Raw genomic sequence first — 21,541 nt, forward strand, 5'->3', positions numbered from 1 at the left:
GACAACAGGTCTTCCCCGCGATTCTTGACAGCAAGACATTCCCGTCGCCAACGTGCCCGCCTGCTTCCCGTCGCGCCCGGCGAGGCCGGGGGCACTCCGCCCTCCTGGAGTCCGTTCCCGGAGGTCCCGCGTGTCCACCGTCTCCGCCTCCGTCCTCCTCGCCGCCACGGGGCTGCTGCTCACCGCCCCTCACGCCCGGGCCCAGGCCGCCGAGCCCGCCCCGGCGCGCCCCGAGGCCGCGGAGCGCTCCGTCGTCCGGGTGTCGGAAGAAGGCTTCACGCTGTCGTCCGCGGACCAGGCCTTCGTGCTCAGGCTGCGCGGACAGCTCCAGGGCGACGGGCGCTTCTTCCTGGAGGACCCGGACCGCACGGGCACCAACACGTTCGTCATGCGCCGCGTGCGCCCCATCCTGGAGGGGACGCTCTTCGGCTTCATCGACCTGCGCCTCATGCCGGACTTCGGCGACGGCCAACCCATGCTCCAGGACGCGTTCATCGACTTCCGCCCGGGGGCATGGGTGCGCCTGCGCGCGGGCCGGTTCAAGACGCCGTTCGGCCTGGAGCTGCTCCAGTCCGACGTGGACAACCCCTTCATCGAGCGCTCGCTCACGGTGGACCTGGTCCCCAACCGCGACGAGGGCCTGGAGCTGCACGGCGAGGGCGAGGGCGGCCGGTGGCAGTACTCGCTGGCGGTGGTGAACGGCGACCCCGATGGCACGAGCGCCGACCTCAACGCCGACGACAGCTTCGACCTGGTCGCCCGCGTCTTCGCCCAGCCCTTCAAGGGCCGCGCGCCGGCCTTCCTCCAGGGGCTGGGCCTGGGCCTCGCGGTGACGCGCGGCCTCCAGTTCGGCACGGCCACCACCCCCGGGCTGGCGCCGTTCCGCAGCACCGGCCAGCAGCTCATCTTCAGCTACCTGGGCAACGCGGACACCAGGGAGACCGTCACCGCGCACGGCCAGCACCTGCGGCTCGCGCCCCAGGGCCACTTCTACCGGGGCCCCTTCGGCCTCCTCGCGGAGTACGTCCGCTCCGAACAAGTGGTGCGAAGCGGCGACGCGCGCGCGAGGCTGCGCCACCACGCCTGGCAGACGTCGGTGTCGTGGGTCTTTGGCGGAGAGGCCTCCTTCGAGGGCGCCCGGCCGACGAGGCCCTTCGACCCGAAGACGCTCGGGGGCGGCGCGCTGGAGGTGGCGGCGCGCTACCACGCGCTGGACCTGGACGCCGCCGCCTTCCCCCGCTTCGCCGACCCCGCCCGGTCCGTGAGCGCGGCGAGGGGCTTCGGCGTCGCCACCACCTTCGCCTTCAACCGGCATGTGCGCTTCGCCCTGAACTTCCACCGCACGAACTACGTGGGCGGCGCCACGGACGGCGACCGCGCCCCGGAGAACGTCCTCCTGTCCCGCTTCCAGCTCACGTTCTGAGCCCCCCGCGAGGCCGGAGCCCGCCGCTGACGCCGGGTGTCATCCGGCTTCGTCCGGGTGCGTCTTGAAGCGCCAGCGTCAGGTGCTCGACGCTCTCGCGACCCGCGACGGGTGGCCCTTGCCCGGGGGCCGCTCCCGCGGGCTCCCGCCGAGAGGACGCATGCCCGCGAACGCCTCCCCGCAGCGCCCGACGTCTGTCCGCTCCCCCTCCCTGCCGAAGGCGCTCGCGCGCGCCGCGCTGCTCGCCCTGCTGGGCCTGGGCGCGCCCGGGGCCGCGCAGCAGCCCCAGCCTCCCGTGACGGAGGAGGTGCCGCCCCCGGCGCAGCCGCCCCTGCCGGACCGCCGCGTCTTCTTCACCACGCTCAACGTCGTCCGCTACAACCCGCTGGGGCTCGAGTCGCAGAACCGGCTCGTCTACCAGAAGCGCCTCTTCGACAGCCCCTCCGTGCTCCTGCGCGACACGTACGCCAGCGCCGCCGCCAGCCTCAAGCTGAGCCCCGCCTTCTTCAAGCTGGGGCCCGTGGTGGAAGTGCAGCCCCTGGCGGTGCTCAACCTCCGCGCCGGCTACGAGTATGTCCAGTTCTTCGGGACCTTCGGCAGCATCCAGTCGTACCCGGACGCGTTCCAGCCCTACGACGACGACCTGCGCAGCGCGACCAACGACACCGCCTACGGCACCTCCGGGCACCACTTCTTCGTGGAGCCCATGCTCCAGGCGAAGGTGAAGTCCATCGCGCTGCGCACGAAGCTGGCCATCGAGTACTGGAACGTGTCGCTCCACGACGGCGGGACGCGCGGCACGTTCTACGACCCGACGCTGGACACGCTGGTGCCCGGCAAGGGCTGGGTGCTCGCCAACGACACGGACCTGCTCTGGCTGGGCGGGAAGTGGACGCTGGGCGCCCGGCTCTCCGCGGTGTGGCCCCGCTACGACGAGGACGCCACCGCGGTGGAGCCGCTGCCCGGACGCAAGCTGCCCACCAACCAGCACCTCCGCGTGGGGCCGCTGGTCGCGTATGCCTTCGACACGAGGCCCGGCGGGCTCATGAGCAAGCCCACCGTGCTGCTCATCGCCGGCTGGTACCTCAAGCACGAGAACCGCGTGAACGCCATGCCCTACCTGCTGGGCGGCTTCTCCTTCAGCACGGACCTGCTCTCCGGCCGCTGAGCCTCGCCTCGCGCGGGCCGTTCAGACTTGAACCCCGCTCCCCCGGGGGCAGTGTCCACGGGCCGGGCCCTGCCCTACCTCGTCATCGCTGTCTGGCTTTCCAGGCAGCAGGAGGACGAGGGTCCCATGCGGATGATGATGAGCGGGCAGAGGCTCCGGAGTGTCATGGCGGTGGTGGCGCTCACCGGGTGCGCTCCGTCGGAGATGACCGGGTCGCAATCGCAGACACCCACGCAGGAGGCAGGGCTCGCGGCGGGAGCCCCGCGCTGGGTGAAGTTCCCGGGCTCCAGCCGCCCCGACGCGGCCCACGCGGTGGCCTTCGACCGCGACGGCAACCTCGTGGCGCTGTTCCTCTATACGGGCAGCGTGGACCTGGGCGCGGGCCCGGTGGGCTCGGGGAACCCCGGCAGCAGCGGCTTCGCGGTGGCGAAGTACACGACGGGCGGCGCGCTGCTGTGGACCCGCGCCTACGAGGGCGTGCTCCCCCCGGGCGGACAGAACTTCGTCCACGCGGTGGCGCTCACGGTGGACCGGGGGCGCAACGTCCTCGTCGCGGGGACCTCGAATGAGTCCATCGACCTGGGCGCGGGGCTCCAGCCCCCGGGGGCCTTCCTGCTGAAGCTGCGCAAGACGGGGCAGTTCCAGTGGGCCCGGCACTTCATGGGCAACATCTCGCCCCGGGACCTGGTCACCGACTCCCAGGACGCCATCGCCATGACGGGCAGCGCCTTCGGCACGGTGGACTTCGGCCAGGGCTCCAACTCCTCGCAGGTGACGGACGTCCAGACCGCGTTCCTCACCCGGTTCAGCGCCGCCGGCGCGGCGCAGTGGACCCTTCGTGAGCAGTGGGACCTGAGCGCCGGGACCAGCGTCGCGGTGGATGAGGCGGATGCCTTCTACTTCGGCGGCATCCGCTACCCCGATCCGGAGCTGTGGAAGGTGAGCCCCACGGGCGCGGTGGAGTGGACGCGGCCGCTGGCGGGCGCGACGGGAGCCGCCCTGGGCGTCGCCGTCCACGGCAACCGCGTGGTGGCAGGCGGCCAGTTCAACGACCCCTTCACGTTCGCGGGGCAGGGCGTCCCGAATCCGTCCGCGGGCAACGGCGGCTTCCTCGTCGCGTGGACCCGCGCCGGCGAGCAGCGCTGGGCGCGGAGCTACCCGCAGGTCGTGAGCGCCGTCGCCATGGCCGAGGACGACAGCGTGGTGGTGGGCGGCCACTCCACGGCGCCCGACACGGGCCCCAGCTACACGCTGTTCACCGCGAGGCTGGAGCGCCTCCAGGGACAGCAGCAGTGGCGGAACACGTACACGTCGACCGGGCGCCCGACCTTCGCCGACGTGACCGTGAACAAGCAGGGCGAGTTCGCGGGAATCGGCTCCTTCTCCGGAGACCTGTGCCTGGGCCCGAGCTGCCACACCTCGCGAGGCTTCGACGACACCTTCCTCTTCAAGGCGTCGACGGCGCCCTGACGCTCAGCCGAAGCCCTGGGCGCGCAGCATCGCGCCCAGCGGCACGGAGCCCGCGCGGTACGCGTCGAACCACCGCGCGGCCTCCTCCGGCGTGGGCTGGGTCCAACGCCAGCCGCCGGGGCCGCCCCCCACCTCGCAGCGGATCAACGACGTGCGCACCTGCTCCGCGTTGGCGAACTCCAGCTGCTCCAGGAGCAGCGGGCTCTGGCTGGTGACGAAGGACTGCCGCGCGCCCATGTCCCGCACGCACGCTCGCACCAGGTCCGGATGCAGGCCGTCCGCCAGCTCGTCCGCGACCACGAAGCCCGGGTGCACGTCCAGGTAGTACAGGAAGGACAGGAGCCGCTTCTGGCCATGGCCCAGCTGCTCCTGCGACACCGGCGAGCCATCCGGGCGCGCGAACGCGAAGCGGAAGCCGCTGAAGCCCAGCCGGCCGCCCTGGGACAGCGGCGTCGTCTCCGTCACGTCCACCGTGAGCGTGCCGGAAGCAAACCCCGCCAGCGCCACGAAGCGCGCGAGGAAGCCCTGGGGCACCGCGTCGTGCCGGAGCAGCAGCGACGGGGGCGCGGGCTCGCGCTCCACCTGCGCTCGCAGCCAGCCCGGCATCCACGTGGGCAGCGCCATGAGGCCCAGGGGGAACAGCTCCTCTCCGCGCTGCTCCATCGCGTAGCGGATGGCGCCGATGCGCTCGAACATGCCCAGCGCCTCATCGAAGCGCGGCGGCGCCAGCAGGAACGTCTCCCGCAAGAGGTCCTTCAGCCGGTCCTTCACGCCGCGCTCCAGGTACTGCGCGGCCATGAAGAGCAGCGTCCACACGGAGCGGTCCAACACCGACCAGTGCATGCGCTTGGAGAAGCCCGCCGAGCCCGACACCTCGCACGCGAAGCCCGTGGCGCTGGCGCGCATGACGAGCCGCGCGTCCGCCGCCGCGTCCCACCGCACCGTCGCCACGATGGAGGGCATCAGCCCGTGCGCCAGCGCGCCCGGCGGGAGCGCCAACGCGTCCCCCGGCCCGCCCTCCCCCGCGGTGGCGGGCAGCGCCGCGGGCGGCTCGTTGCGCACGGCCACGTCCACCGTCAGCGCGTCGAAGCGCAGCGCGTAGTCCAGCGCGAAGGGCTCGCGCAGGAGCCCGGAGAAGTCCGAGCACAGCACCGAGGACACCAGCTCCAGCAGCGTCGTGCGCCCGCTGCCCGTCGCCCCCACCACCACGTTGAGCGCCGGGCCGAACGTCAGCGCCGTGTCCGGCGCGAGCCCGCGGTAGTGGTGGACGTGCAGGCGGGTCAGCTTCATGGCGTCCTGCCCTCCGCGGTGGACCGCGTCAGCGTAGGCCCTTGGCCAGCTGATGCGCGAGCCGGTGCAGCAGCTCCGTGTTCTCCACCTCCGCCGCCTCCAGCCTGGGGAGCTGCGCCTCCAGCGCCGCCACGTCCTTGCCCCGCGCGACGAGGTCCGCCGCGAACAGCCCCAGCCAGCGCCCCAGCTCCCGCGCCGTCAGCTCCAGGTGGAACTGGAAGCCATAGGACCGCCCCAGCCGGAAGGCCTGCTGCGTGTACCGGTCCGTGGACGCGAGCAGCGTCGCGCCGGGCACCGCCGTGTACGTGTCCCCGTGCCAGTGCGCCACCGGCGTGCGCGCCCTCGCCCCCGCCACCACCGGGTCCTTCAGCGCGTCCTGCGTCCAGCGCACCGGCCCCACGCCCACCTCGAAGCCGTTCTTCCCCGGCGACACCGTGGCCCCCGCCGCCGCGGCCAGCAGCTGCGCACCCAGGCACACGCCCACGCACGCGCGGTCGTTCGCCAGCCGCTCGCCCAGCAGGGCCCGCTCGTCGTGGAGGAACGGGTGCGCGTCCGCCTCGTACACGCCCATGCCCCCACCCATCACCACCACCAGCGGCGCGTCCACATCCTCACGCTTCACCGCCCGGAAGCGCCGCACCAGCGTGAACCCCGCCGCCTCCAGCGCGGGCCCCAGGAGGCCCGGCCCCTCGTGCTCCTCGTGCTCGACCACCACCGCGCGCATCGTCCGGCCCCCTTCCCTGTCTTCGTGGGTGTCGCAGGCAGTGCATGCCGCGCGAAGACTAACGCTCCCGGCCACGGCTGGCCGCGACGCGGCGTGAACCAGGATAACCAGCAGGAGTTTATTTCACAGTATTTCATGCCATCATCAGCGCGCCCGGTTTCCCCTATAAGCGTGCAGACCCGGGCATTCCCCCTGGGTGTTCCGTCGCGTCGTTTCCGAAAGGAAGTTCCTCGTGAGCAAGAGCCTTCGCGGTTTCAAGTGGCTGATGGGCACGGTGGTCGGCGTTTCCCTGCTGAGCGGTTGCGGCGCTCCTCCGGCGGAGGGTGAGGACACCCCGGCCGAGGCCGCCGAGCAGGCCCAGGGCGCCCTGACGGCGCAGGTGTCCGCGGGCAAGGCCTCCATGGCCGCCAGCGAGCGCGTGACGGTGGAGGTGACGCTGACGAACACCTCCTCCGCGCCGGTCAGCCTCTACAAGTGGGACGCGCCGGGAGAGGGCCTCACCGAGGGCCGCCTGTCGGTGTCGCGCGACGGCGAGCCCGTGGCGTACACCGGCCCGCACTACAAGCGCGTGATGGGCCGCGCCGAGGACCTCATCACCCTGGCCCCCGGCCAGAGCATCTCCGGCCCGGTCGTCGTGTCGGACGCGTATGACCTGTCCGTCTCCGGCACCTACACCCTCCGCTACGAGCTGGAGGCGCGCGCGGGCGTGACCGCGCTGTCCTCCAACGCGGTCAGCCTCTACATCGAGGGCCGCCGCGGCAACCTCGACGGCGCGCAGGCGATGGGCCTGGTGACGGCGCAGGGCCTGTCCTACTCCGGGGCCTGCACCAGCTCCGAGCAGACCACCATCACCAACGCGTACAACAGCGCGAAGACCTACGCCAACAACGCGTACACGTACCTGAGCGGCACGCCGTCCGCGACCAGCCGCTACACCACGTGGTTCGGCACCTACTCCAGCGCCAACTGGGGCACCATCAAGACGCACTTCAACAGCATCAAGAACGCGTTCGCGTCCGCCTCCGTCGTCGTGGACTGCAGCTGCAACGACAGCGGCACCTACGCGTACGTGTACCCGGGCTCGCCGTACAAGATCTACGTGTGCGGCGCCTTCTGGAGCGCCCCCAACACGGGCACGGACTCGCGCGCGGGCACGCTCATCCACGAGATGAGCCACTTCACCGTCGTGGCCGGCACGGACGACTGGGCCTACGGCCAGTCCGCCGCGAAGAGCCTGGCGAAGTCCAACCCCACGCGCGCACGCGACAACGCGGACAGCCACGAATACTTCGCGGAGAACAACCCCTCGCTGCCGTAAGGTGACGGCGGGCCGTTGACCAGGGGCGCGGGCCACTCGGGCTCGCGCCCCTCTTCATTTCGCCGCACGCAGACAAGGAGCGTCACGTGATGGGGCTGGGACGAAGGAACCTCGCATGGCTCGCGGCGCTGTCCGCCGCGGCCGGTGTCACCGCCTGTACCCCGAAGTCCGCGGAGCCGCCCGCGCAAGCGCAGGCCCCCGTCGCCGCGGCGCCCCCCGCCGAGGCGCCGCCTCCCGCCCCAACCCCTCCCGCCCCGGAGCCCGCCGCCGTGACGCCCCCCAAGCTGGAGTGCGCCCTCAGCGTCCCCCCGAAGGCGAGGCCCGGCGAGTCCGTGGAGGTCCACTTCAAGCTCACCAACCGCTCGGACACGCCCGTCTGGGTGCTCACGTGGCAGACGCCGCTGGAGGGCATCCTCGGCACCGTGTTCCAGGTCACCCGCGACGGCGAGGAGGTCCCGTACCAGGGCCCCATGGTGAAGCGCGCCGCCCCGTCCGCGGACAGCTACGCGGCCATCGCCCCGGGCGCGACGGTGGAGAACACCGTGGAGGTGACGCAGGCCTGGGACTTCAAGAAGCCGGGCACCTACCGCATCGCCTTCCGCGACACGCTGATGGACGTGGCCACGCACAAGGAGGACGTCCCCCGGCCCGGCGGCGAATACCGGCCCACCCCGGTGAGCTGCGCCCCCGTGGACGTGACGGTGGCCGCGCGCTGATGGGTGCCGTGAGGCCGTGGGAGGGGGCCTTCGGGATTTCCCTGGAACGCAGGGGGCGGGCAGGCACGGTCCCCCTCCTCAGCCGGGCCCGGGCGCGATACACCTGGGCCCATCATGGCGGACACCCCTTCGATGAACATCCCGACGGTCGACCTGTTGGACCTGGCGTCGGGTGAACCGGCGCGCCTCGAGCGCGCGGCGGCGGCCCTGCGCGAGGCCTTCGGCGTCTTCGGCCTCGTGTTCGTGAAGAACCACGGCGTGGACGCTCCGGCGCTGGAGCGCTTCTACGACGCGTTCTCCGCCTTCGTGGCCCGCCCGGACGCCCGGAAGCGCCCGCTGGGCCGCGCGGACCTCTGGTACCAGCGCGGCTGGACGCCGCCCAACACGGAGGTCGCCGTCGCCAGCAACGGGCAGCCGGACTTCAAGGAGTGCTACTTCGCGGCGCCCACGCCCACGGACCCGCAGTCCGCCATGGAGTTCCCGGAGCTGTACCCGGAGAACATCTGGCCGGACGACGCGCCGCCCTTCTTCCAGGAGGGCCTGCTCACGATGGGCACCGCGCTGCACGAGGCCGGCCTCAAGCTGCTGCGCGGCGCGGCCCTGGCGCTGAACCTGCCGGAGGCCACCTTCACCGGCGCGTGCGAGAAGGCCCCCCACGTCACGCGCGCGCTCCAGTACCTGCCCCTGGGCCCCACCCAGGTGAACACCGGCATCCTCTGGGGCGAGGAGCACACCGACTTCAACCTGCTCACGCTGCTGCCCGGGGGCCGGTTCCTGGACCCGGAGGGGCACCCCGCGCCGAAGCCGGATGACAAGAGCGGCCTGTACCTGCGCACGCGCGCCACGCCGGACGCGCCCAACGGCCACATGGTGCGCGGCACCGCGCCCGCGGGCTGCATCGTGGCGCAGGTGGGCCAGCAGTTGGAGATCCTCACGGGCGGCACGTTCCTCGCCACGCCGCACGTCATCACCGCGCCGGGCGTGCCGGGGTGGCAGCGCCAGTCCGCCGCGCACTTCATGCACGTGCACACCAGCCAGGTGCTCTTCCCGCTGCCCGGCTTCCGCACGCCGGAGGCGGTGGCCAACTACGCGCCGCCGGTGCTCGCGGGCACGTATGACATCAAGACGCTGGTGGACATCGGCCTCGCGCCGCCCGCCGCGCTCGACAAGCTGGGCTACCGCCACTACGACCGCCTGAACCGGATGCGCGCGACCTCATGAGCCGCGCCCGGGGCGCGCGCGCCCCTTGTCACTGGCGGAGGGGGACGGGCTGCGTTACAGCGCAGCCACCCCATGGCCATCCCCTCCACGCTCGCCACGTCCATCTTCCGTCACCGCGACTTCCGGCTGTATCAAATCGCCCGGCTGTGCGCGGTGCTCGCGGCGCAGATTGAATCGGTGGCCATCGGGTGGCAGGTCTACGAGCTCACCGGGAGCGCGCTCTCGCTGGGCTACACGGGCCTGTCCCAGGCCGCCCCCTTCCTCCTCTTCAGCCTGCTGGGTGGCCAGGTCGCGGACCGCTACGACCGACGCAGCATCCTCGCGCTGAGCCAGGGCGTGATGATGGTGTGCAGCCTGCTGCTCCTGTCCTTCACGCTGGGCCACTTCCAGGACGTCCGCTTCGTCTACGGCATCCTGGTGCTCTTCGGCACCGCGAGGGCCTTCTACGCGCCCGCCGGCTCCGCGCTCACGCCCTACCTGGTGCCGAAGGAGGAGCTGACGCGCGCCGTGGCGGTGAACTCCACCACGTGGCAGGCGGCCACCATCGCCGGCCCCGCCGTGGGCGGGACGCTCTACAGCTGGCTGGGCGGCAAGGGCGTCTACCTCACGTCCGCGTCGCTGTGCGCGCTCACCATCGTGTGGATCCTCTCGCTCAAGGTGCGCACCGGCAGCGCGTCGCGCGAGCCCATCTCCCTGAAGACGCTGGTCGCGGGCCTGCGCTTCGTGCGCCAGAAGCGGATGCTGCTCGGCAGCATCACCCTGGACCTCTTCGCGGTGCTCCTGGGCGGCGCGGTGGCGCTCTTGCCCATCTACGCGCGCGACGTGCTGCACACCGGCCCCCAGGGCCTGGGCCTCCTGCGCAGCGCTCCGGCCGCGGGCGCCGCGGTGGTGGCGGTGCTGCTCGCGTTCCGTCCGCTGGGCGGTCACGCGGGGTGGAAGATGTTCATCGCGGTGGCGGTGTTCGGCGCGGCCACGCTGGTGTTCGGCTTGAGCACCTCACTGCCCCTGTCGCTCGCGGCGCTCGCCATTGGCGGAGCAGCGGACATGGTGAGCGTGGTGGTGCGCCACACGCTGGAGCTGGTCTCCACGCCGGATGACATGCGCGGCCGCGTGAGCGCGGTGAACCTGATGTGCATCGGCGCGTCCAACGAGCTGGGCGAGTTCCGCGCGGGCTCGCTCGCCGAGGCCCTGGGCGCCGTGCACGCGGTGGTGATTGGCGCCGTGGGCACGCTCGTCGTCGTGGGCCTCTGGGCCTGGCTCTTCCCGGAGCTGCGCAACGTGGACCGGCTGGAGTCCGCCACCCACCGCCCGCCCCTGCCCGAACAGGACGCCACCGAGTCCGCGCCCTCCCTCTGAGGCCCCCCGGCCGCCGGGTGAAGACCGGGCCCCGCGCAGGGTTTGACGCCGGGTGAGGGGGCTGTTGCCTGGGCGGCCACCCGTGGCCCCGCCCTGTAGCCAGGAGGGCCACAGCCGGGGCCCGCCGGACCCCTCCGCCCGAGGGAGGTGGCCGCTGGTATGGTCCATGCTTGAACCCTCGTCCCATGGCGTACTACTTCCATGTGCTGGCACTCTGCGTGGGGGTTGCCCTGTGCTTCGTGTTGGGCCGGGCCCTCTTCGACCTGGACGAGCCCACCCCCACCCCGGCGCCCCGCTGCGCGCAAGCGGACTCCCGCCTGTCGAGGGCGGTCCGGGCGGACGCCGGCCCTCACTCCCGCAAGTAGGGCTCCACGAGGGGGGCGCCCCCGCGCGATGATGCGCGCCTGTTCGTGAGCGCGACCGGCCCCCTCCTCCTGATGCTGCTCTGGGCGGTGCTCCTCGTGGGGGTGCTGTCCATCGTCGTCTCCACGCTGCGCACCGGCGCGCCGCCCATGCCCAGCTCGCCCCGGGTGCGGCGGGCGCTGCTGGCCATGCTGCCGGAGGACACCCGGGGCACGGTGCTGGACCTGGGCTCGGGCTGGGGGGACGTGGCCTTCAACCTCGCGGACCACTGCCCCCAGGCGCGCATCGTCGCGTACGAGCTGTCCTGGCTGCCGTGGCTCTTCAGCCGGCTGCGCCAGCGGCTCTTCCCCCGCGAGAACCTCACGCTGAGACGCGGGGACTTCTTCGCCGCGTCCTTCCGGGACGCGACCTGCGTCGTCTGCTACCTGTCCCCGGGCATCATGACGCGCCTGGCGCCCCGCTTCGCGGCCGAGCTTCCGGCGGGCGCGCGCATCCTCAGCCACACGTTCGGGCTCCGGGGCTGGACGCCCGTGCGCGCCGTGCGGCTCCAGGACCTGTACCGCACGCCTGTCTACCTCTACGAAGTGCCGCCCTGCGCGCCGCCCGGTGAGTAGAGTCCGCCCGTCCACCCCTTCTCGAAGAGACCCGCCGCGATGAGTGACTTCCAGTTCCAGGACCTGCTGCCGCTTGGCAAGGACGAGACGCCCTACCGCCTCCTCACGAAGGACGGCGTCTCCACCTTCGAGGCCGCCGGCCGCACCTTCCTCCAGGTGGAGCCGGAGGCGCTCACGCGGCTCACGCGCGAGGCCATGCGGGACATCGCGCACCTGCTCCGGCCCGGTCACCTCCAGCAGCTCAACGACATCCTCAAGGACCCGGAGGCGTCGTCCAACGACCGCTTCGTGGCGCTGGAGCTGCTCAAGAACGCGAACATCGCGGCGGGCGGCGTGCTGCCCTCCTGCCAGGACACCGGCACCGCCATCGTGATGGGCAAGAAGGGCCAGTACGTCCTCACCCGCGGCGGCGACGAGGCGGCCATCTCGCGCGGCGTGTTCGACACGTACCTCACGGCCAACCTGCGCTACTCGCAGATGGCGCCGCTGGACATGTACAAGGAGGTCAACACGGGCAACAACCTGCCCGCGCAGATCGAGCTCTACGCGACCGACGGCGACGCCTACAAGTTCCTCTTCATGGCCAAGGGCGGCGGCTCCGCGAACAAGAGCTACCTCTTCCAGGAGACGAAGGCCGTCCTCAACCCGCAGAGCCTGCTCGCCTTCCTGGAGCAGAAGATCCGCTCGCTGGGCACCGCCGCGTGCCCGCCGTACCACCTGGCCATCGTGGTGGGCGGCACGTCCGCGGAGTTCGCGCTGAAGACGGCGAAGTACGCCTCCGCGCGCTACCTGGACACCCTGCCCACCAGCGGCAACGCGCTGGGCCGGGGCTTCCGCGACGTGGAGCTGGAGCAGGAGGTGCTCAAGCTCACGCAGCGCACCGGCATTGGCGCGCAGTTCGGCGGCAAGTACTTCTGCCACGACGTGCGCGTCATCCGCCTGCCGCGCCACGGCGCCTCGTGCCCGGTGGCCATCGCCGTGTCGTGCTCCGCGGACCGGCAGGCGCTGGGGAAGATCACCCGCGACGGCGTCTTCCTGGAGGCGCTGGAGACGGACCCCGCGAAGTACCTGCCGGAGACGACGGACGCGGACCTGTCCGGCGACGTGGTGAAGCTGGACCTGAACCGCCCCATGAGCGACCTGCGCGCGGAGCTGTCGCGCTACCCCATCAAGACGCGCCTGTCGCTGTCCGGCTCGCTGGTGGTGGCGCGCGACATCGCGCACGCGAAGCTCAAGGAGCGCCTGGACCGGGGCGAGGGCATGCCCCAGTACCTCAAGGACCACATGGTCTACTACGCGGGCCCGGCGAAGACGCCCGAGGGCTACGCGTCCGGCTCCTTCGGCCCCACCACCGCGGGCCGCATGGACGCGTACGTGGATCAGTTCCAGGCGGAGGGCGGCAGCTTCGTGATGCTCGCCAAGGGCAACCGCTCGCCGGCCGTCACGGAGGCCTGCAAGAAGCACGGCGGCTTCTACCTGGGCTCCATCGGCGGGCCGGCGGCGCGGCTCGCGCAGGACTGCATCAAGAAGGTGGAGGTGCTCGAGTACCCCGAGCTGGGCATGGAGGCCGTGTGGAAGATCGACGTGGTGGACTTCCCGGCCTTCATCGTCGTGGATGACAAGGGCAACGACTTCTTCGCGAACATCCACAAGCCGTCCGCGAAGAAGTAGGCCGCCGAAGCCCCCTTGCGGCGCGCGCCGTCACTCGAACTCGAGCGCGCGCTGGAAGTCCGCCGGGTTGGAGGCCGCGCTCTGCGCCGTCTCCAGGGTGATGTCGCCGGCGCGGTAGAGCTGCGTCAGGTGCTGGTCGAAGGACTGCATGCCGAACATGTCGCGGCCCTTCTCGATGACGTCCTTCAGCTCCGCGGCGCGGTCGTCGCGGATGTACTGCTCCACCGTCTTCGTCTGCACCATGATCTCCAGCGCCACCACGCGGCCCTTGCCGGTGGCCCTGGGCAGCAGGCGCTGGGAGATGGTCGCCTTGAGCGAGTCCGCCAGGCGCATGCGCACCATGGTCTGCTCCTCGGCCGGGAACACCGACACCAGGCGGTTGATGGTGCGCGACGCGTCCGTGGTGTGCACCGTGGACAGCACCAGGTGGCCCGTCTCCGACGCCTTCAGCGCGATGTCGATGGTCTCCGTGTCGCGCATCTCGCCCACCAGGATGACGTCCGGGTCCTGACGCAGCGCGGCCCTCAGCGCGATGGCGAAGTTCTGCGTGTCCGGGCCAATCTCCCGCTGGGAGATGGAGGACTTCACGTTCTTGTAGATGAACTCGATGGGGTCCTCGATGGTGAGGATGTGCAGGCTCTCCGTGTGGTTGATGTGGTTGATCATCGACGCCAGCGTGGAGCTCTTGCCGGATCCGGTGGCCCCCGTCACCAGCACCAGACCGCGCTCGTTGCCCGCGATGCTCTTGAGCACCTGCGGCAATCCCAGACCATCGATGTTGGGAATCTCATCCGGGATGATGCGCAGGATGCAGGCCAGCGAGCCGCGCTGCCGGTAGATGTTCACCCGGAAACGCGCCACGCCCGGGAGGCTGTAGGACGAGTCGCACTCCTGCACACTGTCGATCTGCGCCTTCATCAGCTGATCGTTCATCACGTGCAGGGCCACCTGCTTCGTGTGATCCGCTTGGAGCTTTTCCATCTTCAGCGGCCGCAACACGCCGTTCACCCGGTAGATGGGCGGATCCCCGGGCCGGAAGTGGATGTCCGAAGCCCCGTTCTGGACGCCGACGGTGAGCAGCTTGTTCAGGGTGTTCTGGTCCAGGTAATCCCTCTCACGTCACGAATGGAGCGGAGGATTCTAGGAGAAGCCCACCCAATCCCTCCATGTTTGCAGTATGGGAAGCATTTCCCCAGCCTCACTGTACGAACTTTACCCGCAAAACGAGTAAGGCGAGTACCCCAGGGGATGAAGGAACTGTCCTCGACTGCTCACCAGTGGCCGTCTTCCTGCCCAGGGGGCCGGGATGCCCTGCCACAAATCCGTGGCGAACATCCGGGCATGAACGCACGAACCGAGCAGGCCCCCCACCATGATGAGCTGTCTTCCGCTGACTACGCCGCGCTGGAGGTGTGGGATCCCACCCAGGTGGTCATCACCCCGCGCATGGCGGCCAGGCTGTGGCTGCAGACCAGCCTCCGGCTGACGCGCGCCCAGAAGGAGCTGCACGACGCCATCTTCGCCAACGACGCGAGCGAAGCGGCGAAGGACCGGTATGCCGAGGCGCGCGCGGAGCTGGACTCGGCGGAGGCCTGGGCCCTGCACGTGGCCCGCAACATCCCGCGCAGCCTGTAGACGGCAGGACACCGCCCCACATCCTCCCCCGGACGTGGTGCACGGGTGGCGGCGGGCCGGTGGCGGGACGGGCATCGCCCGGCCCTCCACCCCCGTCGTCACCCGTTGTCGTTGGAGGGGCCCTGCGCGCAAGGCGGGTCGTCCTTGCGCGGCGCGGAGGACTCGCTGGCCAGCAGCTGGCACAGCCCCGCCTGGAGCTTGTCCAGCAGGCGCGACAGCTCCTCGGCCTCCGGCGGCGGCAGGAACTCGCGCGCCTGGGCATCCACCCACTGCGCGGCGACCTCCAGCGCCTGGAACTCCCGGCGCCCGGCCTCGGTGATCTCCAGGCGCACGCAGCGGCGGTTCTCCCCCGCGTGCCGCTCCACCAGCCCGTCCTCCTCCAACCGGTCCACCAGCCGGCTCACGGCGGGCGCGTCGATGAGCAGCCGCTCCGCGATGAGGGCCTGGCTGTGGATGCCGCGGACCCCGATGTTCTTCAGCACGAGCAGTTGCATCAGCGGCCGATCCGTTTGCTCACCCACTTTCTGGGAGAGCAGCCGGACCACTGCGCGTCGCGTCGATGCCACTTGCTCAGCGATGGTCATGGGCGTAAGAGATGATTGCATTCAACAACGGTTGTCAATTACATCTTGACTTGACTGCGTGCAGAGCTTCGGGGTGGGGGTACCACCACTCGCTCCTGCCGGAAAGATCTGCCGCACCTGAGTATGGCCACCCCCAGCGCCCTCCTGGTTCTCCTCCTCGCCGCAGCGCCGCAGGCTCCCTCCGCGTCCCCGTCGGCTCCGGCACAGCAGCCCACGCCTGAGGCCAGCGCGGCCCCCTCCGCGCCCGGCCCCGTCCCCCTCCAGCCCAAGGTGGATGATCCCATGCTCGCCCCCGTTCCGCCCGCGGCGGAGCAGGTGAAGACCTGGGACGACGCCCTCACCCTCGTGCGCCAGCGGTCCACGGACCTGCGCAACGCGGAGGCCGGCGTGTCGCGGGCCCAGGGCCGGTGGCGCCAGTCGCTGGGCCTGCTGTTGCCCAACGCGCGCGCCACCGCGGGCGTGGGCGTGGACGTGCTCCACCCGGACGTGCCCTCCGCGGCGGGCGGCGGCGCGGTGGGCGGCACCAGCGCCAGCGGCAAGGTCCCCAGCGCGCCCCTGGGCACGCTGTCCGCGTCCCTCACCCAGTCCATCATTGATGTGGGGGCGTGGCGGGGTCTGTCGTCCGCGAAGGCGTCGGAGTCCTCGGCGGTGGCCAGCCTCCAGGACGTGCAGCGCCGGCTCACGCAGGGGCTGGCGCAGGTGCTGGTGGCCACGGTGGCCGCCGAGCGCGCCGCGGAGATCAACCGCGTGGGCCTGCGCCAGGCGCTGGAGCGGCAGGCCCTCACCCAGCGCTCGTTCGAGCTGGGCGCCGGCACGCAGCTGGACGTGGTGCGGGTGAGCCAGGACGTGGCGGTGGCCCGGCAGGCGCTGGTGGCCGGGGACGAGCAGCTGCGGCGCACCCGGGAGTCGCTGGGGCTGTCCCTGGGCGAGGACCACGGCGTGGGCGTCAACCCGGACTTCAACCTGGCCGGGCTGGTGGAGCAGACCCGCCAGCAGTGCGCCCCCCTCCAGGACCTGGCCCACCGGCCGGACCTGGTCGCCCAGCGCGCCAACGTGGACGCGGCCCGGGAGAGCCGGCGCCAGGCGTCCGCCGGCTACCTGCCCACCCTGGGGCTGAGCAGCACCCTCCTGGGCTTCACCACCGACCCCGGCTTTGGCCGCTTCGCCACCTGGAACGTGTCCGCGGTGCTCAGCGTCCCCCTCTGGGAGGGCGGTCAGCGCGGGGGCCTGGTGCGCGAGCGCGAGGGCCTTGAAGCGCAGGCCGCCCAGGCGGCGGAGGCCACCCGCCGCAATGTGGGTGTGGAGGTTTCCCGCGCGCGGCGTGGAGTGGAAGTGGCCGAAGCGTTGTTGAAGACCGCCGCCGAGTCCCTGGAGCTGGCGGACCGGACGGACCGGCTCACGCGCCGGGCCTTCGAGGTGGGACGCGGTAGCAGTTTGGAGCTGGTGCAGAGCGGAGCCGCCCTCCGCCAGGCCCAGCTCGCCTTGGTTTTGAGGGAATTCGAGCTCGTCCAGGCCCGCCTGGACGCGTTCCTGACGGAGGCCCGGTGCGACTGGTGACGAGGGTGCGCCCCCTGAAGGCGCTGATGACGAAGACGGTGTTGGGCGCGGCGCTGGTGGCAGGCGCGGCCGGGTGCTCGGGCAAGCCGGAGGCGAAGGCCGCCCCGCCGCCCCGCGAGGTCCAGGTCGTGGCCCTGGCGCCGCACGAGGTGCGGGACACCGGGGAGTACCTGGGCTCGCTCCTGTCGCGGCAGAGCGTGTCGGTGCTGCCGCAGGTGAACGGCTACATCCGGAAGATCCTGGTGAAGCCCGGCCAGAAGGTGGAGGCCGGCGCGCCGCTGATCGAGGTGGACGCCCGGCAGGAGACCGCGGCGCTGGACAGCGCCCAGGCCCAGCAGAGCTCCTCCGCGGTGGAGCTGGAGCTGGCGAAGCGCACCCTGGCGCGCACCGAGTCCCTCAACCGCGAGGGCCTGGCCAGCGTCCAGGAGCTGGAGCGCGCCCAGGCGGCGGTGAAGGCGGCGGAGGCGGCGGCGCGCGCGGCGGGCGCGAACGTGGCCCAGCGCCAGGTGCAGCTACAGTTCCACGTGGTGCGCGCGCCGTTCGCGGGCACCATGGGGGACGTGCTGGTGCGCGTGGGGGACTACGTGAGCGCCACCACGACGCTCACCTCGGTGGCCCAGGCGGACGTGCTGGAGGTCAGCGTGTCCGTGCCGGCGTTCCGCGCGCGGTCGCTCAAGCCGGACACCCAGCTGGAGCTGTTGGACCCGCAGGGCAAGGTCATCCTCACCAGCACCGTCTTCTACGTGTCGCCGCAGACGGATCCGCGCACGCAGCTGGTGGAGGTGAAGGCCGCCTTCCGCAACACGGTGGGCCTGCGCCCCAGCGAGCTCCTGCGGGCGCGGCTGGTGTACGCCACGCGGGACGCGCTGCAGCTCCCCGCGCTCGCGGTGGTGCGCCAGAGCGGCCAGCCCTTCGCCATGGTGGTGGAGAAGAAGGACGGCAAGGCGCTGGTGGAGCGCCGCCCGGTGGCCCTGGGCCAGCTGGGCGACATGAACTACGTGGTGGAGGGCGGCCTGAAGCAGGGCGACCTCGTGGCGGTGTCGTCGCTGCACATGCTCCGCGACGGCATGCCCGTCATCCCCAAGCAGGTCACGCTCAACACCGACGAGTCCCCCCAGCCGCAGGGCACCGCGCGGGCCGATGAGGTCCCGACGAATGCCCAGCTGCCCCGCACGGCGTCCGGCGCCGGCGGCACCACCGGCGGCAGCCGCTAGCAGGCGGTTCCCAAGAGAGGCGCCACACCGTGTTCGTCGACTTCTTCATCCGCAGACCTGTCTTCGCCATCGTCTGCTCCATCATCCTGACGCTGGTGGGCGTCATCGCCATCCCGACGCTGCCCATCGCGCAGTACCCGGACCTGGCGCCGCCGCAGGTCACCGTCACCAGCACCTACGTCGGCGCCAGCGCCGAGGTGGTGGAGTCCGCCGTCACCATCCCGTTGGAGCAGGAGCTCAACGGCGTGGAGGACATGCGCTACATCACCTCCACCAGCAGCAACGACGGCACCAGCACCATCACGGTCACCTTCGCCCCCACGCGCAACATCGAGGTGGCGGCGGTGGACGTGCAGAACCGCGTCAGCCGCGCCGCGGCCCGCCTGCCCGCGCAGGTGAACCAGACGGGCATCGTGGTGAACAAGGCCTCCAGCCAGATGCTGCTGACGGTGGGCCTGTCCTCCCCGGACAACCGCTACGACGCGAAGTTCCTCTCCAACTACGCGGACGTGAACCTCAAGGACGCCATCAAGCGCGTCCGGGGCGTGGGCGAGGTGCGCATCTTCGGTGAGCGCAAGTTCTCCATGCGCCTGTGGCTGGACCCCACGGAGCTGGCGCGCCGGAGCATGACGCCGCAGGACGTGGTGCGCGCGCTCCAGGAGCAGAACCTCCAGGTGGCCGCGGGCCAGGTGGGCCAGCCGCCGTCCAGCGATGAGCAGCCGTATCAGATCGCCGTGCGCGCCCGGGGCCGCCTGGTGGAGCCGGAGGAGTTCGGCGACATCGTCCTCATGCGCAACAACGACGGCCGCGCCGTCACGGTGAAGGACGTGGGCCGCGTGGAGCTGGGCGCGGAGAACTACGGCACCCTGCTGCGCTTCAACGGCCGCACCGGCGTGGGCCTGGCCATCTTCCAGCTGCCCACCGCCAACGCGCTGGACGTGCGCGACGGCGTCATCAAGGAGCTGGACCGCCTGGCGCAGGCCTTCCCGCCGGGCCTGGAGTACCGCGTCGGCACGGACACCACGCTCGCGGTGCGCGCCTCCGTCAACGAGGTCATCCACACGCTCATCGAGGCCATCGCGCTCGTCATCCTGGTCATCTTCCTGTTCCTGCACGGGTGGCGCAGCGTGCTGATTACGGCGCTCACCCTGCCGGTGTCGCTGGTGGGCACGTTCGCGTTCGTCTACCTGATGGGCTTCTCCATCAACACGCTGACGCTCTTCGGCCTCACCCTGGCCACGGGCCTCGTGGTGGACGACGCCATCGTGGTCATCGAGAACATCGAGCGCCTGATGGCGGAGCGCGGGCTCAACGCGCTCCAGGCGGCGCGCGAGGGCATGAAGGAGGTGGCCGGCGCGGTGGTGGCCATCTCCGTGGTGCTGGTGGCGGTGTTCATCCCGGTGGCCCTCTTCCCGGGCACCACGGGCTCCATCTACCGGCAGTTCGCGCTCACCATCGCCGCGTCGGTGGCCCTGTCCACCTTCTGCGCGCTGACGCTCACGCCCGCGCTGTCCGCGCGGCTGCTCAAGCACCACCACGGCCCCAAGTGGGTGTTCTTCCGCAAGGTGGACCAGGTGCTGGACTGGACGCGCGACCTCTACGGCAGGGGCCTGCGCAAGCTGCTCGTGCACCCGCTCATCGTGCTGGTGGCCTTCCTCGCCTGCATCGGCGTCACCGTGCTGCTCTTCCGCTCGGCGCCCACGGGCTTCATCCCGGACGAGGACCAGGGCTACGTCATCATCTCCGTGCAGGGGCCGGAGGGCATGGCCCTCAGCCAGACGGAGAAGGTGCTCCAGGAGGTGGAGGCGGTGCTCAAGGCCCAGCCGGAGGTGAACGTGATGTTCGCCATCGGTGGCTTCTCCCCCAACGGCAACGGCTCCAACTACGCCACCGTCTTCACGGCCTTGAAGCCGTGGGAGGAGCGCACGGGCAAGGACCAGTCCGTGGCCGCGCTGGTGGAGCGGCTGCGCGGGCCGCTGGGCAGGATTGGCAGCGCGCGCGTCATCCCCTTCCAGCCCCCGGCCATCCGCGGCGTGGGCAGCGTGGGCGGCTTCCAGTTCATCGTGGAGGACGTCGCCGGCAGCCACTCGCTGGAGGACCTGGCCAACGCCACGCAGGAGATGGTGCAGAAGGGCAACGAGGAGGGCCGCCTGCGCGGCGTCTTCACCCCCTTCAACGCCAACACGCCCATCCTGGACGTGGAGGTGGACCGCCAGAAGGCCAAGGCCCTGGGCGTGCCCATCGAGCAGATCTTCGGCGTGATGCAGCTCTACATGGGCAGCCAGTACGTCAACGACTTCAACTACGCCAGCCGCACCTACCGCGTGTACGTCCAGGCCGAGCAGCAGTTCCGCGACAGCCCCCAGGACATCGGCTCCTTCTACGCGCGCACGGACAGCGGGGACATGATCCCGCTGGAGTCGCTGGTGAAGGTGACGCCCATCGTCTCCGCGCAGGTCATCAAGCACTACAACCTGTTCCGCTCCGTGGAGATCAACGGCCAGGGCGCGCCGGGCGTGTCCTCCGGTCAGGCGCTGGACGCCATGGAGAGCGTGGCCCAGCAGGTGCTGCCGCAGGGCATGGCGTCGGAGTGGACGGGCATCAGCCTGGAGCAGAAGGAGTCCGGCGGCCAGACGCTGATCATCTTCGCGCTGGGCATCCTCTTCGTGTTCCTGGTGCTGGCGGCGCAGTACGAGTCCTTCAGCCTCCCGTTCGTCATCATCCTGTCCGTGCCGCTGGCCATCATGGGCGCGCTCGGGCTGCAGGTGGCGCGCGGCTACGCGAACGACGTGTTCTGCCAGGTGGGGCTGGTGATGCTCGTGGGCCTCGCGTCCAAGAACGCCATCCTCATCGTGGAGTTCGCGGAGCAGCTGCGCGAGCAGGGCAAGAACGCGCTGGACGCGGTGGTGACCGCGGCCGAGGTCCGCCTCCGCCCCATCCTGATGACCTCCATCGCGTTCCTCCTGGGCGTGGTGCCGCTGATGACGGCGTCCGGCGCGGGCGCGGCGGCGCGCAACTCGCTGGGCACCGCGGTGTTCGGCGGCATGCTGGTGTCCACCATCGTCAACCTCATCTTCATCCCGGGCCTCTACATCCTCATGCAGAAGGTGCGCGGGGACGCGAAGCGGTCCAGCGGTGAGGAGCAGGCGCCCCCGTCCCACGAGCCGGCCCCGGCCCACGCGCCGTGAGCTGACGCCCCCGGGCCCAGCGCCTCGGG

Annotated in this window: 18 protein-coding genes; 14 read left to right on the forward strand and 4 right to left on the reverse strand. The window is 71.3% G+C overall.

All coding sequences use genetic code 11. The features are described 5' to 3' along the window. Positions 1-130 precede the first annotated feature (130 nt). The 3 genes from U8525_RS25605 (at position 131) to U8525_RS25615 (ending at position 4,061) form a co-directional block, all read left to right on the forward strand. A complete protein-coding gene (locus U8525_RS25605; protein ID WP_374268968.1) occupies positions 131-1,423 on the forward strand; it encodes an OprO/OprP family phosphate-selective porin in 1,293 nt (430 codons plus the stop codon). A gap of 160 nt (positions 1,424-1,583) precedes the next feature. Continuing rightward, the gene (locus U8525_RS25610) at positions 1,584-2,591 is read left to right on the forward strand and encodes a hypothetical protein (protein WP_374268970.1); all 1,008 of its coding nucleotides are present in this window, start codon (positions 1,584-1,586) and stop codon (positions 2,589-2,591) included. A 126-nt stretch (positions 2,592-2,717) separates the two neighbouring features. Further along, a complete protein-coding gene (locus U8525_RS25615) occupies positions 2,718-4,061 on the forward strand; it encodes a hypothetical protein (protein WP_374268972.1) in 1,344 nt (447 codons plus the stop codon). Between the two features lie 3 nt (positions 4,062-4,064). Here U8525_RS25615 and U8525_RS25620 read toward each other — a convergent pair whose 3' ends face one another. Together U8525_RS25620 and U8525_RS25625 are read right to left on the reverse strand one after the other, a co-directional pair. Beyond that, positions 4,065-5,351 carry an ATP-binding protein gene (locus U8525_RS25620; protein WP_374268974.1) on the reverse strand — a complete coding sequence of 429 codons (1,287 nt, stop codon included), beginning with the start codon at positions 5,349-5,351 and terminating at the stop codon, positions 4,065-4,067. A 28-nt stretch (positions 5,352-5,379) separates the two neighbouring features. Continuing rightward, the gene (locus U8525_RS25625; protein ID WP_374268975.1) at positions 5,380-6,075 is read right to left on the reverse strand and encodes a glutamine amidotransferase; all 696 of its coding nucleotides are present in this window, start codon (positions 6,073-6,075) and stop codon (positions 5,380-5,382) included. A 232-nt stretch (positions 6,076-6,307) separates the two neighbouring features. Between U8525_RS25625 and U8525_RS25630 the strand changes: the two genes are divergently transcribed. From U8525_RS25630 to U8525_RS25660, 7 genes are all read left to right on the forward strand, one after another. Further along, on the forward strand, positions 6,308-7,393 hold the full coding sequence (locus U8525_RS25630) for a M35 family metallo-endopeptidase (protein WP_374268977.1): 1,086 nt from the start codon (positions 6,308-6,310) through the stop codon (positions 7,391-7,393). Positions 7,394-7,482: 89 nt separating this feature from the next. Beyond that, positions 7,483-8,109, forward strand: coding sequence for a protease (locus U8525_RS25635; RefSeq protein ID WP_374268979.1), 627 nt, complete (start codon positions 7,483-7,485; stop codon positions 8,107-8,109). A 114-nt stretch (positions 8,110-8,223) separates the two neighbouring features. Further along, the gene (locus tag U8525_RS25640) at positions 8,224-9,330 is read left to right on the forward strand and encodes an isopenicillin N synthase family dioxygenase (RefSeq protein ID WP_374268981.1); all 1,107 of its coding nucleotides are present in this window, start codon (positions 8,224-8,226) and stop codon (positions 9,328-9,330) included. A gap of 72 nt (positions 9,331-9,402) precedes the next feature. Further along, positions 9,403-10,686, forward strand: coding sequence for an MFS transporter (locus tag U8525_RS25645; RefSeq protein WP_374268983.1), 1,284 nt, complete (start codon positions 9,403-9,405; stop codon positions 10,684-10,686). A 170-nt stretch (positions 10,687-10,856) separates the two neighbouring features. After that, a complete protein-coding gene (locus tag U8525_RS25650; RefSeq protein ID WP_374268985.1) occupies positions 10,857-11,051 on the forward strand; it encodes a hypothetical protein in 195 nt (64 codons plus the stop codon). A 45-nt stretch (positions 11,052-11,096) separates the two neighbouring features. Further along, a complete protein-coding gene (locus U8525_RS25655; protein ID WP_374268987.1) occupies positions 11,097-11,663 on the forward strand; it encodes a class I SAM-dependent methyltransferase in 567 nt (188 codons plus the stop codon). Positions 11,664-11,702: 39 nt separating this feature from the next. Beyond that, the gene (locus tag U8525_RS25660) at positions 11,703-13,334 is read left to right on the forward strand and encodes a fumarate hydratase (protein ID WP_374268989.1); all 1,632 of its coding nucleotides are present in this window, start codon (positions 11,703-11,705) and stop codon (positions 13,332-13,334) included. A gap of 30 nt (positions 13,335-13,364) precedes the next feature. Here the strand turns inward: U8525_RS25660 and U8525_RS25665 are convergent, their stop codons facing one another. Then, positions 13,365-14,438: a type IV pilus twitching motility protein PilT gene (locus U8525_RS25665; RefSeq protein ID WP_374269082.1), complete on the reverse strand. Its 1,074-nt coding sequence runs from the start codon at positions 14,436-14,438 to the stop codon at positions 13,365-13,367. 237 nt (positions 14,439-14,675) lie between these two features. Here U8525_RS25665 and U8525_RS25670 point away from each other — a divergent pair, with 237 nt between their 5' ends. After that, positions 14,676-14,969 carry a FruA-associating protein, FapA gene (locus tag U8525_RS25670; RefSeq protein WP_374268990.1) on the forward strand — a complete coding sequence of 98 codons (294 nt, stop codon included), beginning with the start codon at positions 14,676-14,678 and terminating at the stop codon, positions 14,967-14,969. A 98-nt stretch (positions 14,970-15,067) separates the two neighbouring features. On the opposite strand, the gene U8525_RS25675 is transcribed toward U8525_RS25670, so the two are convergent. Continuing rightward, complete coding sequence (locus U8525_RS25675; protein WP_374268992.1) at positions 15,068-15,463, reverse strand: MarR family winged helix-turn-helix transcriptional regulator; 396 nt, start codon at positions 15,461-15,463, stop codon at positions 15,068-15,070. Positions 15,464-15,676: 213 nt separating this feature from the next. Here U8525_RS25675 and U8525_RS25680 point away from each other — a divergent pair, with 213 nt between their 5' ends. From U8525_RS25680 to U8525_RS25690, 3 genes are read left to right on the forward strand one after another with little or no spacing between them, the layout of a single operon-like run. After that, positions 15,677-17,110, forward strand: a complete 1,434-nt coding sequence (locus U8525_RS25680) for a TolC family protein (protein ID WP_374268994.1) — start codon at positions 15,677-15,679, stop codon at positions 17,108-17,110. Positions 17,111-17,136: 26 nt separating this feature from the next. Further along, entirely contained in the window at positions 17,137-18,324 is a 1,188-nt protein-coding gene (locus U8525_RS25685; protein WP_374269084.1) for an efflux RND transporter periplasmic adaptor subunit, read from the forward strand. A 29-nt stretch (positions 18,325-18,353) separates the two neighbouring features. Beyond that, positions 18,354-21,512 carry an efflux RND transporter permease subunit gene (locus U8525_RS25690; RefSeq protein WP_374268996.1) on the forward strand — a complete coding sequence of 1,053 codons (3,159 nt, stop codon included), beginning with the start codon at positions 18,354-18,356 and terminating at the stop codon, positions 21,510-21,512. The last annotated feature ends 29 nt before the right edge of the window (positions 21,513-21,541 follow it).

Origin of the sequence: Corallococcus sp. RDP092CA, assembly GCF_041903675.1 — a bacterium.
Lineage (GTDB): Bacteria > Myxococcota > Myxococcia > Myxococcales > Myxococcaceae > Corallococcus.

What these genes read in the sequence shown, in the direction of transcription:
- U8525_RS25610 (WP_374268970.1), top strand. Translation starts at nt 1,584, where the DNA reads ATGCCCGCGAACGCCTCCCCGCAGCGCCCGACGTCTGTCCGCTCCCCC.
- U8525_RS25615 (WP_374268972.1), top strand. Translation starts at nt 2,718, where the DNA reads ATGCGGATGATGATGAGCGGGCAGAGGCTCCGGAGTGTCATGGCGGTG.
- U8525_RS25620 (WP_374268974.1), bottom strand. Translation starts at nt 5,351, where the DNA reads ATGAAGCTGACCCGCCTGCACGTCCACCACTACCGCGGGCTCGCGCCG.
- U8525_RS25625 (WP_374268975.1), bottom strand. Translation starts at nt 6,075, where the DNA reads ATGCGCGCGGTGGTGGTCGAGCACGAGGAGCACGAGGGGCCGGGCCTC.
- U8525_RS25635 (WP_374268979.1), top strand. Translation starts at nt 7,483, where the DNA reads ATGGGGCTGGGACGAAGGAACCTCGCATGGCTCGCGGCGCTGTCCGCC.
- U8525_RS25640 (WP_374268981.1), top strand. Translation starts at nt 8,224, where the DNA reads ATGGCGGACACCCCTTCGATGAACATCCCGACGGTCGACCTGTTGGAC.
- U8525_RS25645 (WP_374268983.1), top strand. Translation starts at nt 9,403, where the DNA reads ATGGCCATCCCCTCCACGCTCGCCACGTCCATCTTCCGTCACCGCGAC.
- U8525_RS25660 (WP_374268989.1), top strand. Translation starts at nt 11,703, where the DNA reads ATGAGTGACTTCCAGTTCCAGGACCTGCTGCCGCTTGGCAAGGACGAG.
- U8525_RS25670 (WP_374268990.1), top strand. Translation starts at nt 14,676, where the DNA reads ATGAACGCACGAACCGAGCAGGCCCCCCACCATGATGAGCTGTCTTCC.
- U8525_RS25675 (WP_374268992.1), bottom strand. Translation starts at nt 15,463, where the DNA reads ATGCAACTGCTCGTGCTGAAGAACATCGGGGTCCGCGGCATCCACAGC.
- U8525_RS25680 (WP_374268994.1), top strand. Translation starts at nt 15,677, where the DNA reads ATGGCCACCCCCAGCGCCCTCCTGGTTCTCCTCCTCGCCGCAGCGCCG.
- U8525_RS25685 (WP_374269084.1), top strand. Translation starts at nt 17,137, where the DNA reads ATGACGAAGACGGTGTTGGGCGCGGCGCTGGTGGCAGGCGCGGCCGGG.